Genomic DNA, 16,390 nt, shown 5'->3' with positions numbered 1-16,390 from the left:
AGGCGCGCTTAGGCCGCCCGTGCGGACTCCAGGGGATATACGCTCACCACCTTGTGTCCGCCGCGGGTCTCGTACCGCACCACCCCGTCGATCCTGGCAAAAAGGGTGAAGTCCCGCCCCATACCCACATTGAACCCGGGACGGATCCTGGTTCCCCGCTGGCGCACCAGAATGTTCCCGGCCCGTACCACCTGACCGTCGTAGCGCTTGACCCCCAGTCGCTTACTGTGACTGTCCCGGCCGTTTCTCGAGGCCCCGCCGGACTTTTTGTGGGCCATGATTTCACCTCCTGAAGTTATTCCGGGATGCGCCGGCCCTTATACCACGATCTCCTCAATCTTCAGCACGGTGAAGTACTGCCGATGGCCGCGCTTGCGTTTGTAGTTTTTGCGCCGCTTTTTCTTGAAAACGATAATCTTCCTGCTGCGCCCCTGCTCCAGGATGGTGGCCCGTACCCGGGCCCCTTCCACCACGGGAGTGCCGATCCGGAGATCTCCCTCGCCGGCCACGAGCAACACTTCGGAAAGTTCCACGGTCTCCCCGGGCTCGCCCGGAAGCTTCTCCACCCGCAGGGTATCCCCCGGCGCCACCTTGTACTGTTTTCCACCGGTCTTGATCACCGCAAACACCGCTACCTCCTCCCTTGAACCGAGTATCACCGCATTTTTATGAGGCTTTGTAAACTTGTCAAGGGGCCTAAATCACCTCGTCCACCCCGGCCATATAGCGACGACGGCAATAATCCAGGAGTTCCAGAAGGATTCCTATTACCTCCTGGAAGACCGGATAGAGATTTTCCTCCAGCCAGGAGAGTCGTTCCTCAACGCTTCGCTCGGCCTCTCCGGCCCAGGCATCGTACTCATCCACCAGGGCGTGGAGACGGCGATGGGGTTCGCGCACCTTTTCCAGCAGATCCGCGGCCCGGGAATCCTCCGGATGCCAGGTCTGCAATACGCGTCCCAGGTAACACTTGGTGGGATCCCTCTGCACCTGAGGGCTTTCGTTTTTGAGCACCGCTTCGATCACCCGGCAGCGCCACATGATGTGTGCCAGCACGGCCTCCTGAAGGGCCAGGGTGGAGGACACCCCCCGGACCTCAAGCGAAACCTCACGGGATCTGAAAAGGCGATTAATGCGTCCCAATTCCTCCACGCTTTCCCGAACGCCGCGCAGGGAACCGGCCAGTTCCGTGGCCATTTCCGTGAATTCCGAGGCCATCCGGGTCAACTGTTCCGAACGACCGGAGAGTCCCTCCACCTCCCGCGCCACCCCTTCCAGACTGCGGGATATTTCCGAAACCACCGCGGTCTGTTCCTCCACGGCACTGGCTATGGTGTTGGCGTGTTCGTTGAGTTCGATCACCGTGCGGGTGATCTCGTCGGTGGAGGCCACGGCCTCCTCCACCCCCTGGCGAATGCGCTGGATGGTCTCGGTAATGCGTTCGGTGGCTTCGGCGGTCTGCCGGGCGAGTTCCTTCACCTCACCCGCCACCACGGCGAATCCCTTTCCGGCCTCCCCGGCCCGGGCCGCCTCGATGGTGGCGTTAAGGGCCAGAAGATTGGTCTGTTCGGCGATCTGGCGTATGGTCTCCACGATGGAGCCGATCTCCTGCGCCTGCTCCCCCAGGCGCTTGACCACCGCGTCGGTGGCCTCGGCCTTCGTCCGGGCCTCACCAGTGGCGGTGGCGGTGCGGGTCACGCTTTCCGAGATCTCGTTTATGGCCTGCGTGAGCTCCCGGGAGGACCGATTCACCGCCTCCACCGATTCTCTGGCGTTCACTATGGCCCGGCCTATCTCCTCGGCAAAGTCCTCCAGTTCCCGGGAACCGGTATTCAGCCTTTCCCCGGTGGTGCGGACAACCTCCTCCGAGGCCTGCTGAAGCTCGTTCTGGACCCCTACGGCCTGAAGGGTGCGGGAAACGAAATTGGCCATCCCCCGGGCCGCCTCGGCCAGAACCCTCACCTCGTAAAGTCGCGCCCGCGGTATCTCCACCGAAAGGTCCCCCGCCCCAAGGTGCCGGAACACCTCCGTGATCTCGGAAAGGGGACGGATTACCGCCCTACGGGCGAAAAGGAAGAGAAAAACCAGCAGCACCAAAAATGCCACCGTGGTCCCCCCCAGGGCCCACCTCGTCTGAACCTGTCTCCTGAGGGCCAGGCCTTCGATGTTTCTTACCACCTGGTGGGAAAGCTCCAGGAGATGGAGATTGTTTTCCTTTACAAACCGCAGGTGCTCCTCAAACGAGGGATCCTCCGGGGAAAGGGTAAGAAGGGTCTCCAGCTCTCCCCGGAATCTCTTCCAGAAGGCCAGGTTTTCGGAAAGGGCCCTCCGGACGGCCTCGTCCCCGCGAAGCGCCGGATGTCCGGAAAGTTTTTTCAGGGTCTCGTCGTAAAGGGCCACCGTGGCCTCCAACCTCTCCCGCATCTTGCCGGAGGGCTCCCGGAGAAATTCCAGCAGTTCCTTGGTCATCCGCTGGGTGAGCATGCGCTGGCGCCCGGAAAGGTTGATAAGCCGGGCCAGCTCCCCCTGATAACGAAAAAGGTGCCAGACCGCCCCCATCGAAAAGAATTGAAGGAGTATGGTTAAGAATATGAATAAAATTAAAAGATTTTGAATAGAAAAGTGCACCTTTTTCATCTTCGCCTCCCTTATTTAATATATTTGAACATATTGCTTTTAACTATATATTAACTCCCACCGATATATTTTACAACTATTCTGTGTATTTTTCAATTTTTTTTTTTTTTTTTTTTTTTTTTTTTTTTTTTTTTTTTTTTTTTTTTTTTTTTTTTTTGAATTTCTTAAAAAATTTAACGCTTATTTAACTTGCCTAATCTGGAAAAAGCGGCTTTAATGGCTACCAAACCTTGCGGAAAGTCGGTTTGAGAAGATATTTCCTCACTTTAAAACAAAAACTTCTCGTGTTAGAGATCCTGGCCCTGATTCCCTGGTTTCTGGGGCTGGGATATCTGGTGTGGCGTAGCTGGCCCGAGATCCGTATACTCCGAAACGAGATCCAGGGAACCAGACATCTCGGCCCTTATATCCAGCTGATCAATCTCCTGCAGAGGCACCGGGGGCTTTATTTCCTCTATGCCAATCTTCCCAAGGAGGCCAGAGACCCCTCTCTGAAAAAGGCCCTTCTTGCCCTAGAGGAAGAATTCGAAAAATCCGCGAACAGGCTGGAGGAGATGATCCTTCAGGAGGATCATCACCGTATAAAAGAGATTTCCGGACTAAGGGAGTCCTTTTCCTCTCTTGGACTGAAGACCTTTTCCGGGGATCCGGAGGAAAGCTTCTGGAGACACACCCGTCTCATTGAACGCCTGCTGGTCCTCACCGAAACGGAGGGACATCGGCACGGACTCTTTTCGGATCCGGATATCTATGTGCGAACTCTGGCCGAGGTGGCCCTCATCGAGATTCCCAAGCTGGCCGAGATCCTGGGACGCATCCGGGGGCTCGGAAGCGGATACCTGGCCCGGGGAAGCATCAACCCCGCGGAGCGCCGCCAGCTCCTGCGTCTCTACGCCGTGGCCCACGGCTACGCCGGGGCCCTGGAGTGGACCGTTAAGAACATCCGGCTCCCTCAGGAAACCATAAGCCTCCTCCAGACCGGCTCCCGGGAACTGGAAGCCTTTCTAGATCGAAGCGAGGATCTGATCACCAGCAAATCCCTGAAGGGATTCAGCGCCCGGGGATATTTCGAAATGGCCACACAGGTCATAGAAATCTTTTACGAGATCTATCTTCAGCTCACCCGGGAGCTCATGATCCGACTCAAACGGAAACAGGAAAGACTGTTCCGGGAATGGTTGCTCTCGAGTTTGATTTTCTCACTGGTGTTTACCCTTCTCAGCCTGGGCTTCTACCTCTCTTACCGCAGCATCATCCGAAAACTCTCCATCATCATGGAAGGGGTCCAGCGAATCGCCCAGGGGGACCTCTCCACCCGCATAGACCTCTCGCCCACCGATGAGATCGGCCAGGTGGCCCAGGTCCTCAACCAATCGGTGGAGAAACTCCGTAAGAACCTCCAGGAGATCTACTTCCTTCACTATTACGATCGCCTTACGGAACTTCCCAATCGGGACAAACTTTTAGAAGATCTCAGGGGACTCGAGGCCCCTGCCCTTATCCTCCTGGACATTCACAACTTCAAGGACCTGAACTTCGTGTGCGGGGAGGAATGCGGGGACCTGATCCTTCGGGATCTGGCCCTCCGGCTCAGGGAAATCTTTCCCACCCCGGTCTATCGCATCGGGCCGGATGAGTTCGCCGTGGTCTTCGATCTGGCCCGCAGGGAGCTTTCGCGGGAGGAGTTCTTTGCCCTGGCGGAAAAAGGACTCCGGGAGCTGGAAGGCCGACCCTTCCTCTGGCAGGGGGAAGAGGTCTACCTCTCTTTCTTCGGGGCGGCGGTGTGCGAATGCGTGCATCCGGAAAAGCTCCTCATCTTCGCCTACGACGCCCTCAAGGAGGCCAAGGAAAGTCGCACAAAACTCGTCAGGGTGGCCTCCCCCGTGGAAAAACGCCGCCCCCTCTACGAGGAACGCATGATCTGGATCCGCAAGACCCGGGTGGCCCTGCGCGAGGACCGGATCCTGCCCTTCTACCAGCCCATCCTCAACAACCGCACCGGAAAAGTCGAAAAATTCGAGGCCCTGGTACGCCTGATCGACGAGGACGAAACCGTTATCCCTCCCTCCAGGTTCCTGGAGGTCTCCCAGAAGATGGGGCTTTATCCGGAAATCACCCGAAGGGTCATCGAGAAGGCCCTCCGGGACTTCCGCGATCTGCCCTTTGCGGTCTCCATCAACCTCTCCTTCGAGGACTTCGAATCTCAGGAGGTGAAGGAATTTCTCCTCCACCAGCTGATGAAGAGCCCGGTGGAGAGGCTCCTGGTGGAACCCCAAAAGCTGGTCTTCGAGGTGGTGGAGACCGAGCACATTCGCAACTACGAGATGGTGGTGGACTTCCTGAAACAGCTCAAGGAACGGGGCTGCCGTATCGCCATAGACGATTTCGGAACCGGCTACTCCAACCTGGAGCGTCTCATCGAGTTGCGGGTGGACTACCTCAAGATCGACGCCTCCCTCATCAGGCGCCTTCCCGGGGACGAGACGGTAAGGCTTCTGGTGGAGGCCATTCTGCAATTCGCCCGGCGGGTGGGCATTCGCACCATCGCCGAATTCGTTTCCGACGAGAGGATCTTCAACCTGGTGCGGGAGCTCGGCATCGACTATTCTCAGGGCTATTTCGTCGGGAAACCCGAACCTATTGAGGTGATCAGGAATAAGTATCTGTGATTGAAGAAAAGCCTCCTTCGTGCTAATCTTTTGGGGATGAAGGGAGCCATTCTGGCCGTAGGGGACGAGCTCACCTCGGGCCGCATCCGCAATGTCACCAGTTATCGCGCTGCGGACCTCCTTTCCCGTTACGGATATCGGATCGGGGAAATCGTCACCGTCGGCGACGAGAAGAGCCGGATTGTCCGACACCTGCGGCGTCTCCTCGAGGAGGTGCGTTTCCTCCTGGTGAGCGGTGGTCTCGGGCCCACGGAGGACGACCTCACCACCGAGGCCGCGGCCGAGGCCCTGGGTCTTCCCCTTGAACTCAACGAGGCGATCCTTTCCCGAATCCGGGAAAACGAAAGGGAACAGGGCCTTTCCCCCAATCCCCTGCGCGACAGGATGGCCTACCTTCCCCGCGGGGCCGAACCCTTATCCCCCGACCTCTCCGTGGCCGGCTATTTTCTGAGCCACCGGGGAAGGCTTCTCTTTTTCCTGCCGGGGGTGCCGGAACAGTTCGAAAGGCTCCTGGTGGATCGGGTGATCCCCATACTGCTCGACGCCCTTCCGCCGGGGGAGAAGGTCTTCGTGCGCACCCTGCGCTTTTTCGATCTGCGCGAGGCGGAGATCAACCGGGCCGTGCGGGAGATCGGTCCTTCGGGGGTGGAAGTGGGGTTTTACCCCGTTTTCCCGGAGGTGTGGGTAACGCTTTCGGCCCGGGCGAAAAGCAGCCGCGAGGCCGAGGCCCGGGTGGAGGAGGTGGCCCGCGCCCTGCGGCACCGTTTCCCCGAGCACCTCTTCGGGGAGGACGACCGGGAACTGGCCCGGGCCCTCGGGGACCTTCTCCGGGAAAGAGGGGCCACCCTTGCCCTGGCGGAATCCTGCACCGGAGGGCTGGCCTCCTCCCTGGTGACCCGCGTACCCGGTTCCTCGGAGTACTTCCTGGGCGGGGCGGTGACCTACGCTAACGAGGTCAAAAGGGAGGTGCTCGGGGTGCCGGAGCGTTTCCTCTCCCTTTTCGGAGCGGTCTCCCGGGAGGTGGCCTGCGCCATGGCCGAGGGGATCCGACGGTACCTTAAGGCCACCTACGCCCTTTCCCTTACCGGGATCGCCGGTCCCACCGGAGGAAGCCCGGAAAAACCCGTGGGCACGGTCTGGATCGGACTTTCCACTCCCACCGAAACCGTGGCCCGACGATTCCTCTTCCCCGGAACCCGCCACGAGATCCAGCTCCTTTCCGCCTACACTGCCCTCGACTGGCTGCGACGCTACCTCCTCACCGGAAACCTCTTTCCCGGCTACCGATTCGCCCGGGACGATACCCTTTGACACGACGCGAATTCTCGGTTATCCGGATAGGGTGTCGAAAAGGAAGGTCACGATCCGGTGTTTTCTGGCCGTTGATCTCCCCGGGGAAACGAAGGAGGTCCTGGCCGGCCTGCAACGGGAACTTCGGGCCGCCGGAGCCGATGTGCGGTGGGTGCGTCCGGAGGGTTTCCATCTGACCCTCAAGTTTTTCGGTTCCATTCCCGAGGGGAAGCTTGAGGAGCTGGTGAAGGCCGCGGAGAGGGCCGCCTCCGGCCTGCGTCCCTTCGTCCTATCCCTTAAGGGCGCAGGCTTTTTCCCGCCCCGCGGAACGCCGCGGGTGGTGTGGGTGGGACTTTCCGGAGATCTAGACCCCCTCCTGGAACTTCACCGGCGCCTGGAACGGGCCTTCGAAAGGGTGGGATTCCCCCCGGAGCGGCGCCCCTTTCATCCGCACCTCACCCTGGGCCGGGTGAAGACACCCCGCGGTGCGGAGGAGTTGCGTCGTCGAACCGCTAATCTCCGGATCCCCGAGCACGCCTTTAGGGTGGAACGCCTTACCTTTTTCCGGAGCGAACTTCGCCCCGACGGGGCCGTGTACACGGCTCTCAGGGAGGTTGCCCTGAGAGGGGAAGGGGAATAAGATTTTAAAAAATGCTGGAAAGTCTGCGCCTTCTTATGAGAGAAATGTGGCCCACGCGGTGGGATACCTTCTGGAGGATCGCGCCTTTGTGGGACTTCCCAAGCTTCTCCGGGAGGAAGGATTTACGGTGGAGGAGCCCTTTCGACGGGAGTATCTGGAGGTGGGGCACGAACGCTGGCTGGAGGTGAACATTTACGGGGTGGTTCGCAGGGCCGGGGAGAAGTTTTATGTCATTGGTGAGGCCAAGACCCAGCTCAAGAAACGGGATGTGGACCGGTTTCTACGCTATCTGAAAGAGGTGGAAAGGTGGCTCATGGGAAAGAAAATTCTTCCCCTTCTGGTGACCTATCAGACCTCTCCCCAGGTCCGGCAGTATGTAAGGAAGAAAGGCCTACGGCTTTACTTTTCCTACCAGTTTCCCCTGGTAAGCGGTCCCTTTTAGATGACCCGGCGGACCTTTCTCCTCCTTTCCCTTCTTTCCCTGTTTCCTCCGGTGCTCCGGGCCGAGGACTACGGCGACGCCCTGGTCGTCGGTACCATCGGGGACGCGAGCACCCTGATTCCGATGCTCGCCACGGATGCGGCCAGTCACGAGGTGGCCGGACTCATCTTTAACGGCCTGGTGAAGTACGATCCCAACCTCAACATCGTGGGGGATCTGGCCGAACGCTACGAGATCTCCCCCGACGGTCGCACCATCACCTTCTACCTCCGCCGGGGGGTGCGGTGGCACGACGGAGTGGAGTTTACCGCCGAGGATGTGCTGTTCGGCTTCCGGCTCATCACCGATCCGAAGACCCCCACGGCCTACGCCGGGGACTTCCTGGAGGTGGACCGGGCCGAGGTGGTGGACCGCTACACCTTTAGGGTGCACTACCGGGAGCCCTTCGCCCCGGCCCTTTCCTCCTGGGGGAATCTGGTGGTGCTCCCCAAGCACCTCCTTGAGGGCAAAGACATCACCCGGACCGACTTCGGACGCCACCCCGTGGGCACCGGCCCCTTCCGCTTCAGGGAATGGCGCAGCCAGGAAAAGATCGTCCTTTCCGCCAATCCGGACTACTTCGCCGGCCGGCCTTATCTCAACTGGATCATCTTCCGGGTCATTCCCGACCCGGCCACCATGTTCATGGAACTCAAGGCCGGAGGCCTGGACTGGATGGATCTCACTCCCCTTCAGTACGCCCGGGAGACCGACACCCCGTTTTTCCGCAAACACTTCCGCAAGTACAGGTACCTGGCCTTCTCTTACACCTACCTGGGCTACAACCTCCGGCATCCCCTTTTCCGGGACCGCAGGGTGCGCCAGGCCCTGTCCTACGCCATCGACAAACGGGAGATCGTGGAGGGGGTGCTCTTCGGACTGGGAGTTCCGGCCACCGGGCCCTACAAACCGGACACCTACTGGTACAACCCCCGCGTGAAACGGTATCCCTACGATCCGGAACGGGCCAGGAGGCTTCTTGCCGAGGCCGGATGGCGCGACACCGACGGCGACGGGATCCTGGACAAGGACGGACGCCCCTTTGAGTTCACCATCCTCACCAATCAGGGGAATCTCTCCCGGCTTCTTACCGCCCAGATTATCCAGCGCAGGCTTTCCGAGATCGGCATCCGGGTCCACATCCGCACCGTGGAGTGGACGGCCTTCATCCACGAGTTCATCGACAAACGGCGTTTCGAGGCGGTGATCCTGGGCTGGACCACCGGTCCCGAGCCCGACCTTTACGACATCTGGCACTCGAGCAAGATCCCGCCTCCGGGGCTCAACTTCGTGGGCTACGCCAATCCGGAGGTGGATCGGTTGCTTGAGGAGGGACGCCGGACCTTCGACCGCAGAAAGCGCAAGGAGATTTACGATCGCTTCCAGGAGATCCTGGCCGAGGATCAGCCCTACACCTTTCTCTATGTGCCCATGGCCCTCCCCTGCATTCACAGACGCTTTCGGGGGATAAAGCCCGCCCCCATCGGCATTTCCTACAATCTGGAACGCTGGTGGGTGCCCCGGGGGCTCCAGAAGTATCTTACGCCCTAGGACGCCTCCACCGATTCATCCTGAGTCTCCTCTTCCCGGTCCGCCGATCCCATCACCACCGGGCCGGAAATGTCCCCGGGACGATCCGGTTCTCGGTTTGGCCGGTTCCGGAAGTCCGGACGGGTGGGGGGATTTATCGCATTTTGGGAGCCACCCAGAAGCGGGGGCCGGTAAGGATCAGGGCCGTGCCCATGACGAAGTAAAGGATCCCCAGCCACTCCCGGGGGAGGGCCGAGCGGCGGAGGGTTAGGCCCAGAAGGATCATGCCGCCCATGAGGAGCCAGCTCCGCGGGGGCTGGAAGGACCAGAAGGAGACCCGTTCCGGGAGGGTGGCGATGTAGGCCAGGTTGCGCCGGGCCACGCGGAAGAGAATACGGGTGGCGAACAGGAAGGCCACCGGAAGGAGGACCACGGCCAGGAGCTCGGCCCCGGGAGAGCGCCAGGGCCGCCACCAGAAAAGCCCTCGCAGGGCCAGCCCCGTGCCCACGGCCAGCCACAACCCCCCGGCCACGAAAGGAAGGTAGCGTTTAGGTACCCGCACCGCCGAACTCCTCCCGCAAACGGCACACCAGACACGGACTTCCCACCGCCGGCTCCCCGCAGCGTTCGCACACGACGAGATCCCGTTCCATGAATTCCTCTTTGTGCTCGGCAAAGAGGGGAAGGGCTTTACGGAGGTAATCCAGATAGAAACGCAGTTTCGTGCCCGGAGCCCGCTCCTCCAGCCGGTCCATGAGCTCCGCGTAAAAGGGCCGGATGGCCTCCTCGGAGAGGGGACAGCTTTCGGCAAGATAGGGCAACCGGCGAAGTTCGGCGTAAAGACGGATGTCCCTTTCGTAATGGCGACACAGGGGTTTGGCCTTGCGCACGAAACCGCGTTCCGCCGGAAGCACCGGATACTTACGGGAAAGGTACTTGAGGTTCCAGTTGAGGAGGTTGCCCAGCAGGGAGGAGGCCTCGTCGTCCAGGTTGTGACCGGTGACGATCACGGAGTAGCCCAGTCGCTTGGCAAGCGAGTTCAGGTAGTGGCGCTTCACCGTTCCGCACATGGAACAGTACTTGCGCGTCTTGCGACGGAGATCCGGAATGGTGAAGCCGAGCTCGCTTTTCATGTCCACCACATGAAGCGGTCGGCCGAGCCTTTCGGCCATGGCCTCCACCGCCCTCCGGGAAAGGAGGGAAAAGGAATTCTCCTCTATGCCGAGATAGACGAAAAGCCCGTCGGCCTCGTAGCCCAGGTTGACCAGGGCCTGCCAGAGGGTGAGGCTGTCCTTTCCCCCGGAGACGGCCACCAGGATCCTTTCGCGGCGGGTGAACATCCTGAAGGTCCGTATGGTGCGCTCCAGATACCGTTCGAACCAGGAAAGAAAGTGTTTGCGGCACAGGGGAAGCCGGTGGGCCGGAAGGTATATCTCGGCCGGGGTGCGCTCTCTCTCACTTCGGCACAAACGACACCTGGCCATTCCTCAGCGCCTCCAGGGTGATCTCCAGGGGAGCTTCCCGATGTTTAAACAGAAAATAGGCCCTTTTCAAGTTCGGGGGTTCCGGAGGAGTCTCGGGGAGGTCTCCCTCGAAGGGGACGACCAGCTCCCGGAGGGAGATGGCCGAAGGGGACCGCGTCGGAATCACCCCCTCTTCGGTTACGAGCACGAGACCCCGGACCTCGAACTCCTCGATCACCCTCTCCACCTCCCCGGGGGGCACCCGAAGGGTTTGAGATAGGGTCACCAGGGAAAGGGGGGTCTCCCCCCGGGTGTAGGCCTCAACGAGCTCCAGCATCACCGCCACGGACAGCATCGCGGGGGGCAGGCGATAGCCGTTTCCCAGCCAGTCCTTTTCCTCGTAAACCCCCGCCGCTTCGGCTCCGAAGAGGGTCACCGCCCAGGAGAGAAAGAGCCATAGCAGGAAGAAGGGCAGCGCCGAAAGGGAACCGTAAAGCTTGGAGTAGGCCACCGCCTTGGAGGTGTAAAAGGTGTAAAGGTAGGCGGTAAGGAGCCACATCAGCCCGGCCACCCCTCCTCCGAAAAGGGCCGCCCGGAGGGGAATGCGTCGGTTGGGGAGGTAGAGGTAAAGCCCGGTGAAGAAAAGGACCACCGTGAGCACATAGAGCACCTTCAGCAGGAGGGTCGCCACGAACTTTTTGGCGAAGTGGGAAAGGTAGAAGGCCCCGGCCGGAGGAAGTAGCAGAAAGATGGGCCCCAGCGTAAGGATCATCCAGTAAGCCGCGATCTTCTGAGGAAAACTTCGGCCCTTTTTCACTCGAAAGATTCGGTTCAGCACCCCTTCGGTTTCCATCAGCAGTCCAAGAATCATGACGAAGAAGATGAGCATGCTGGCCCGTCCCAGAGGGGCCTGCTGGGCCTTGGCCAGCAGCCGGAGAAGAGTCTCCTGAACGGTCTCGATGGCGGCGGGATTCAGGAAGCGGGTGAGGAATTGTTCACTTACGGCTACGATGTCCTCGGCCTGGATGAAGAGCCTGGCTATGGCGAAGGCCAGGGCCAGGAGCGGCACCAGGGAAAAAAGGGTGGTATAGGTGAGGGCCTGGGCCTCGGTGAAACAGCGATCCGCGGAAAAGCGTCGCCAGACGGTCCTCCAGAAAGTAAAATTCAGCATCTCCGTTCGCACAGAAACTCTTCCCTTTGCCAAGCGAAGAATCAAAACACCCGGGCCCCCGGATGGGTCTCAAGCCAGCTTTCCAGAAAGGACTCCGTAATAGCGGCCAGGCGTTTCTGGTACTCCTCCTGAGTTAACCGGGATCCCTTAAGTCCGCCACGAAGATTTATCTCCATGAGGTAGGGGCCGCCCTCCCGAGTGTAGACCATGTCCAGATGCGCATAGGGGAAATCCCCGCGCCGCATGACCCGACGACAGAACTCCAGCTCCCCCTCCGACAACTCATAGGGTCTCGAGTGCCCGCCGAAATAAAGATTATGCCTGAAACTGTAAGGATGGCACCTCTCGTAAGCCTCCACATAATCTCCCAGGATCACCACCCGGATGTCCCGCAGTTCCCGAAAACGGGGTTGCAACACGAAGGGGAACCGCAGGGGCTCGCGACCGGCGTGGTTAAAAATCTCCTCCACACTTCTCCAGAGGTGTACCCCCAGTCCGCAGTTCGCCCGATCTTCCTTGGTCACCACCTCCTCCACCCCGAGCTCCGCGTATTCGGTAAGCGCCCGAATGACATCGTGGCGATCCCGGATCACCCGGGTCCCCGGGGGCATGAAGCTGCCGAGCACGGTGGCCTGAAGGGCCTTGGAACGGGAAAGGGCCTGGGAAAGAAGCGAGGGGAAGGCCCGCACTCCCCGTGTCGCCAGATCCAGAAGAAGTCCCTCCTCTCCGGGCTTAAGGCTGATTCGCGTAAGGATCAGATCTCCGGCCCCGAGCTCCTCGTACCGCTCCCGCAGGGTGCGGTTGGAGGTAATTACCCAGGGAGGGCGCATCAAAACTTGTCCCGAAGATGACTGAGGTCCGCCTGACACCTCCCGCAATAAAATCTGACCAGACCGGCCACCTCCATGTTCTCCTCCACCGGGACGAAGGTCCCGTCCTCGTTCTGGAGAAAATGCACTATTACATAGGCGTTTTCCGCCACCTCGTAAAACTCCTCGTCGTTTCCGCAGTAGGGACAGACCACCTTCTCCCGCACCAGGACCGTGACCGGCTTGCGGGCCACGATGCGATGGCGCCTCTCCGGAGAATTGGCGTTCTTGGTCATCTTTGCGGCCTCCCTATCTTTCATAGTAGCCCACGAAGGACGCCTTCTCCAGAATGTGCCCGGCCAGATAACGCTCCACCTCGGCAAAGGAAGGTCTTTCCGGCAGATTCACCCTCTCCACATCCAGGGCGTAGAGGATGAAGTGGTACGGATGGGGGCCCGTGCCCGGCGGAGGCTGGGGCCCACCGTATCCGGTAAAACCGTAGGAATTTACGAGCTCTCGCGCCCCGGCCGGCAGACCCTTCCCCGAAGCCCCCTCCGGCAACTCCGTAACCGTGGGAGGAATGTTGATCACCACCCAGTGCATCCAGTTTCGCGCCACGGGATGCGTGTCCACGCAAATCAGGACCAGAGACCGGGCCTCCTTCGGCACCCCTTCCCACCTGAGAGGAGGAGAAAGGTTCTCCCCCCCGGCCGCGGGCATCACATACTTTTTCGGTATCTTCCCTTCGTCGGGAATCTCCGGAGACCATATCCTCATGGCCACCCCCCTGCCGTTAAAAAGGATCACAAACAAGACTAAGGCCCCGAAAAGAGACCACCACCTCATGCTTAAATGATAAGTAGAAAAGAGACGAACTACAAGAGAGGAAATTAACGGGGGTGCCCGGCCTTAACTCTCTCCGCAAGAGCAATCCTCGTAAGTGCCCTCTGTAGAGCCGCCCGGGCCCGGGCCTCGGCCACCCGATCGCCCCTGGCCTGAGCCTCCTGCAGGCGCTTCTCCGCCCTTTCCTTGGCCCGGAGGGCCCGCTCCACATCGATTTCGTAAGCCCTCTCCGCCGCCTCCACCAGGAAGGTCACCTTCTTGCCGGTAACCTCACAGAAACCACCGCTCACCGCCACCCACTCTTCCTTGTCCCCCACCCGGTAGTGAAGAGGACCGATCTTTATCCCCGCCACCATGGGGGCGTGGCCGGCCATCACTCCAAACTCACCGGCCACGCCCGGTGCGGTCACGATGTCCACCTCTTCGCTTACCACCACCTTGTCCGGCGTAACTATCTCCAGGAGAATGCGCGCCATCGTTTAGCCTCCGGCCGCCATCTGTTTGGCCTTTTCCACCGCCTCCTCAATGGAACCCACCATGTAAAAGGCCTGCTCCGGAAGGTCGTCGTGCTTGCCCTCCAGAATCTCCTTGAACCCCCGAATGGTGTCCTCCAGTTTCACATACCGCCCGGGAGTACCGGTGAACTGCTCGGCCACATGGAAGGGCTGCGAGAGAAACCGCTGAATTCGACGGGCCCGGGCCACGATGATCTTGTCCTCCTCGGAAAGCTCGTCCATTCCGAGAATGGCAATGATGTCCTGAAGGTCCTTGTAGCGCTGAAGAACCTGCTGCACCTGCCGCGCCACCTGATAGTGTTCCTCACCCAGTACATTGGGGTCGAGAATGCGGGACTGCGAATCCAGCGGATCCACCGCCGGATAGATTCCCAGCTCGGCGATCTGCCGGGAAAGCACCACCGTCCCGTCCAGATGGGCGAAGGTGGTGGCCGGAGCCGGGTCGGTCAGGTCGTCGGCCGGCACATAAACACACTGCACCGAGGTAATGGACCCCTTGGTGGTGGAGGTGATCCGCTCCTGAAGGGCACCCAGGTCGGTGGCCAGGGTGGGCTGATATCCCACCGCCGAGGGGATCCGCCCCAGAAGGGCCGAGACCTCGGATCCGGCCTGGGTGAACCGGAAGATGTTGTCGATGAAAAGCAGCACATCCTGACCTTCCTCGTCGCGGAAGTACTCCGCCACCGTAACCCCGGTAAGCCCTACCCGGGCCCGGGCTCCCGGCGGCTCGTTCATCTGTCCGTAAACCAGAGCCGCCTTGTCGATAACCCCGGAGTGCTTCATCTCCAAGTAAAGGTCGTTACCTTCACGGGTGCGTTCCCCTACCCCGCAGAATACCGAAATACCACCGTGCTGCATGGCGATGTTGTGAATCATCTCCATCATGACCACGGTCTTGCCCACTCCGGCACCCCCGAAGGTGCCCATCTTACCACCGCGGGGGAAGGGAATGAGGAGGTCGAAGACCTTGATTCCGGTCTCCAGCACCCGGATGTTCACATCCTGATCGGTAAGGGCCGGGGCCGGACGGTGAATGGGATAAAACTTGTCCGCCTTGATGGGACCGGCCTCGTCCACGGGGTCGCCCACCACATTCATAATCCGCCCTAGGGTGGCCTTGCCCACCGGCACCTTGATGGGAGCCCCGGTGGCCACCACCTCCTGACCCCGGTAAAGACCATCCGTGGTGTCCATGGCGATGGTCCGGACCACATTGTCCCCCAGCTGCTGGGCCACCTCCAGCACCAGGTTCCAGGGACGATCGTCAATGGCCGGATTGGTCACCCGCAGGGCCTCCAGAATGCCAGGAAGATAATCTCCCGAAAACTCCACATCCACCACCGGACCCATGACCTGCACCACCCTGCCCACCGCCTTGACCTCTATCTTTTGGCCCGCGACCTCGATCACCTTTTCCGCCATATCCCTCACTCCTCCTTCAAGTATTCGGGTTGATTTTAACCCTGCTTAATGGCCTCCGCACCACCAACGATGTCCATAAGCTCCTTGGTGATGGAGGCCTGCCTGGTCTTGTTGAAAAGAAGCGTGAGATCCCGCACCATGTCCCCGCAGGCCCGGTTCGCATTGTCCATCGCCGTCATCCGGGCCGCCTGCTCGCTCACCGCCGTCTCCAGCATGGCCGCATAAATCCGCGTGTTCACATACATGGGAAGGATCTGCTCGAATAGCTCCTCCGGCGAGGGCTCGTAGATGGGGGCTCCCTTAAAGGTCTTCTCCGCCTGCGGACCCTCCTCCACGCTGATGGGCAGAAGTTTCTCGCGTTTGGGGATCTGACGCACTACATTTATAAAGTACCCGTAAATCACATGCGCCTCGTCAATCTCCCCGTCCAGGAAGGCCCGCATGGTGCGCCGCGCAATGGTCCGCGCATCCTGCATGAGGACCCGCCCCATCACATCGGTATAGCCCTCCAGGACCTCCGCCCGCCGCCTGAAATACTGATACCCCTTCTTGCCCACACAAATGAGCTTAACGCTTTGCCCCTCACGCTCCCGCTCAGCAATAAACTTTTCCGCCTCCTTGATGAGGTTGGTGTTGAAGGCCCCGCACAACCCCCGATCCGCAGTCACCAGCACCAGCCCCACCGTGCGCACCTCGCGCGTCTCCATCAGAGGAAACTGCGAGGGGAGCACCGCCCCGCTCGCTACGAGCTCGGCAATGACCTCCCTAAACTTCTCCCCGTAGGGACGGAACTTCTCCAGGCGGGTCTGGGCGCCGCGGAGCTTGGCCGCGGCCACCATGTTCATGGCCCGCGTGATCTGCCCGATCTTCTTGATGGCCTCTATCTTTCTCCGAATGTCCCTCAGGTTAGGCATCGCTCA

General features: G+C 60.3%; 17 protein-coding genes. 5 read left to right on the top strand and 12 right to left on the bottom strand.

Translation table 11 applies throughout. The features are described from left to right. Positions 1-8: 8 nt before the first annotated feature. The 3 genes from rpmA to K3767_RS03735 all read right to left on the bottom strand — a co-directional run bounded on the left by rpmA (position 9) and on the right by K3767_RS03735 (position 2,637). A complete protein-coding gene (gene rpmA / locus K3767_RS03745) occupies positions 9-278 on the bottom strand; it encodes a 50S ribosomal protein L27 (RefSeq protein ID WP_221172212.1) in 270 nt (89 codons plus the stop codon). A 39-nt stretch (positions 279-317) separates the two neighbouring features. Continuing rightward, positions 318-629, bottom strand: a complete 312-nt coding sequence (gene rplU, locus K3767_RS03740) for a 50S ribosomal protein L21 (RefSeq protein WP_221172211.1) — start codon at positions 627-629, stop codon at positions 318-320. A gap of 67 nt (positions 630-696) precedes the next feature. Beyond that, the gene (locus tag K3767_RS03735) at positions 697-2,637 is read right to left on the bottom strand and encodes a methyl-accepting chemotaxis protein (RefSeq protein WP_221172210.1); all 1,941 of its coding nucleotides are present in this window, start codon (positions 2,635-2,637) and stop codon (positions 697-699) included. 245 nt (positions 2,638-2,882) lie between these two features. On the opposite strand from K3767_RS03735, the gene K3767_RS03730 reads away from it, so the two are divergent. From K3767_RS03730 to K3767_RS03710, 5 genes are read left to right on the top strand one after another with little or no spacing between them, the layout of a single operon-like run. Beyond that, positions 2,883-5,306, top strand: coding sequence for an EAL domain-containing protein (locus K3767_RS03730; RefSeq protein ID WP_221172209.1), 2,424 nt, complete (start codon positions 2,883-2,885; stop codon positions 5,304-5,306). Beyond that, positions 5,307-6,617, top strand: a complete 1,311-nt coding sequence (locus tag K3767_RS03725; RefSeq protein ID WP_221172208.1) for a CinA family nicotinamide mononucleotide deamidase-related protein — start codon at positions 5,307-5,309, stop codon at positions 6,615-6,617. Between the two features lie 31 nt (positions 6,618-6,648). After that, a complete protein-coding gene (gene thpR / locus K3767_RS03720; RefSeq protein ID WP_221172207.1) occupies positions 6,649-7,236 on the top strand; it encodes an RNA 2',3'-cyclic phosphodiesterase in 588 nt (195 codons plus the stop codon). 46 nt (positions 7,237-7,282) lie between these two features. After that, positions 7,283-7,678 (top strand): hypothetical protein, encoded by a 396-nt coding sequence (locus tag K3767_RS03715; RefSeq protein ID WP_221172206.1) that lies wholly within the window; start codon positions 7,283-7,285, stop codon positions 7,676-7,678. Continuing rightward, complete coding sequence (locus tag K3767_RS03710) at positions 7,679-9,268, top strand: peptide-binding protein (protein WP_221172205.1); 1,590 nt, start codon at positions 7,679-7,681, stop codon at positions 9,266-9,268. 133 nt (positions 9,269-9,401) lie between these two features. Here K3767_RS03710 and K3767_RS03705 read toward each other — a convergent pair whose 3' ends face one another. The 9 genes from K3767_RS03705 to atpG all read right to left on the bottom strand — a co-directional run bounded on the left by K3767_RS03705 (position 9,402) and on the right by atpG (position 16,384). Further along, positions 9,402-9,809: a hypothetical protein gene (locus tag K3767_RS03705; protein ID WP_221172204.1), complete on the bottom strand. Its 408-nt coding sequence runs from the start codon at positions 9,807-9,809 to the stop codon at positions 9,402-9,404. After that, the gene (locus K3767_RS03700) at positions 9,796-10,731 is read right to left on the bottom strand and encodes an ATP-binding protein (RefSeq protein WP_221172203.1); all 936 of its coding nucleotides are present in this window, start codon (positions 10,729-10,731) and stop codon (positions 9,796-9,798) included. Before K3767_RS03700 ends, K3767_RS03705 begins: the two co-directional genes overlap by 14 nt. Then, positions 10,703-11,893, bottom strand: coding sequence for a YihY/virulence factor BrkB family protein (locus tag K3767_RS03695; RefSeq protein ID WP_221172202.1), 1,191 nt, complete (start codon positions 11,891-11,893; stop codon positions 10,703-10,705). The genes K3767_RS03700 and K3767_RS03695 overlap by 29 nt, the downstream gene beginning before the upstream one ends. Before the next feature lie 29 nt (positions 11,894-11,922). Further along, on the bottom strand, positions 11,923-12,711 hold the full coding sequence (locus tag K3767_RS03690; RefSeq protein ID WP_221172201.1) for a RimK family alpha-L-glutamate ligase: 789 nt from the start codon (positions 12,709-12,711) through the stop codon (positions 11,923-11,925). Continuing rightward, a complete protein-coding gene (locus K3767_RS03685; protein ID WP_221172200.1) occupies positions 12,711-12,986 on the bottom strand; it encodes a hypothetical protein in 276 nt (91 codons plus the stop codon). Before K3767_RS03685 ends, K3767_RS03690 begins: the two co-directional genes overlap by 1 nt. A 13-nt stretch (positions 12,987-12,999) precedes the next feature. Beyond that, the gene (locus K3767_RS03680; protein WP_221172199.1) at positions 13,000-13,467 is read right to left on the bottom strand and encodes a YbhB/YbcL family Raf kinase inhibitor-like protein; all 468 of its coding nucleotides are present in this window, start codon (positions 13,465-13,467) and stop codon (positions 13,000-13,002) included. 113 nt (positions 13,468-13,580) lie between these two features. Continuing rightward, positions 13,581-14,009 (bottom strand): F0F1 ATP synthase subunit epsilon, encoded by a 429-nt coding sequence (locus K3767_RS03675; protein ID WP_221172198.1) that lies wholly within the window; start codon positions 14,007-14,009, stop codon positions 13,581-13,583. Between the two features lie 3 nt (positions 14,010-14,012). Further along, complete coding sequence (gene atpD / locus K3767_RS03670; protein ID WP_221172197.1) at positions 14,013-15,470, bottom strand: F0F1 ATP synthase subunit beta; 1,458 nt, start codon at positions 15,468-15,470, stop codon at positions 14,013-14,015. 35 nt (positions 15,471-15,505) lie between these two features. Continuing rightward, positions 15,506-16,384, bottom strand: coding sequence for an ATP synthase F1 subunit gamma (gene atpG, locus K3767_RS03665; RefSeq protein WP_221172196.1), 879 nt, complete (start codon positions 16,382-16,384; stop codon positions 15,506-15,508). Positions 16,385-16,390 lie beyond the last annotated feature (6 nt).

It is taken from the genome of Thermosulfurimonas sp. F29 (genome assembly GCF_019688735.1).
Taxonomy (GTDB): Bacteria; Desulfobacterota; Thermodesulfobacteria; order Thermodesulfobacteriales; family Thermodesulfobacteriaceae; genus Thermosulfurimonas_A.
Note: the sequence above shows the minus strand (reverse complement) of the source record. Positions and strands in the feature narration are given on the sequence as shown.

What these genes read in the sequence shown, in the direction of transcription:
- K3767_RS03680 (WP_221172199.1), bottom strand. Translation starts at nt 13,467, where the DNA reads ATGAGGATATGGTCTCCGGAGATTCCCGACGAAGGGAAGATACCGAAA.
- K3767_RS03685 (WP_221172200.1), bottom strand. Translation starts at nt 12,986, where the DNA reads ATGACCAAGAACGCCAATTCTCCGGAGAGGCGCCATCGCATCGTGGCC.
- K3767_RS03700 (WP_221172203.1), bottom strand. Translation starts at nt 10,731, where the DNA reads ATGGCCAGGTGTCGTTTGTGCCGAAGTGAGAGAGAGCGCACCCCGGCC.
- K3767_RS03735 (WP_221172210.1), bottom strand. Translation starts at nt 2,637, where the DNA reads ATGAAAAAGGTGCACTTTTCTATTCAAAATCTTTTAATTTTATTCATA.
- rpmA (WP_221172212.1), bottom strand. Translation starts at nt 278, where the DNA reads ATGGCCCACAAAAAGTCCGGCGGGGCCTCGAGAAACGGCCGGGACAGT.
- atpG (WP_221172196.1), bottom strand. Translation starts at nt 16,384, where the DNA reads ATGCCTAACCTGAGGGACATTCGGAGAAAGATAGAGGCCATCAAGAAG.
- atpD (WP_221172197.1), bottom strand. Translation starts at nt 15,470, where the DNA reads ATGGCGGAAAAGGTGATCGAGGTCGCGGGCCAAAAGATAGAGGTCAAG.
- K3767_RS03690 (WP_221172201.1), bottom strand. Translation starts at nt 12,711, where the DNA reads ATGCGCCCTCCCTGGGTAATTACCTCCAACCGCACCCTGCGGGAGCGG.
- K3767_RS03710 (WP_221172205.1), top strand. Translation starts at nt 7,679, where the DNA reads ATGACCCGGCGGACCTTTCTCCTCCTTTCCCTTCTTTCCCTGTTTCCT.
- K3767_RS03675 (WP_221172198.1), bottom strand. Translation starts at nt 14,009, where the DNA reads ATGGCGCGCATTCTCCTGGAGATAGTTACGCCGGACAAGGTGGTGGTA.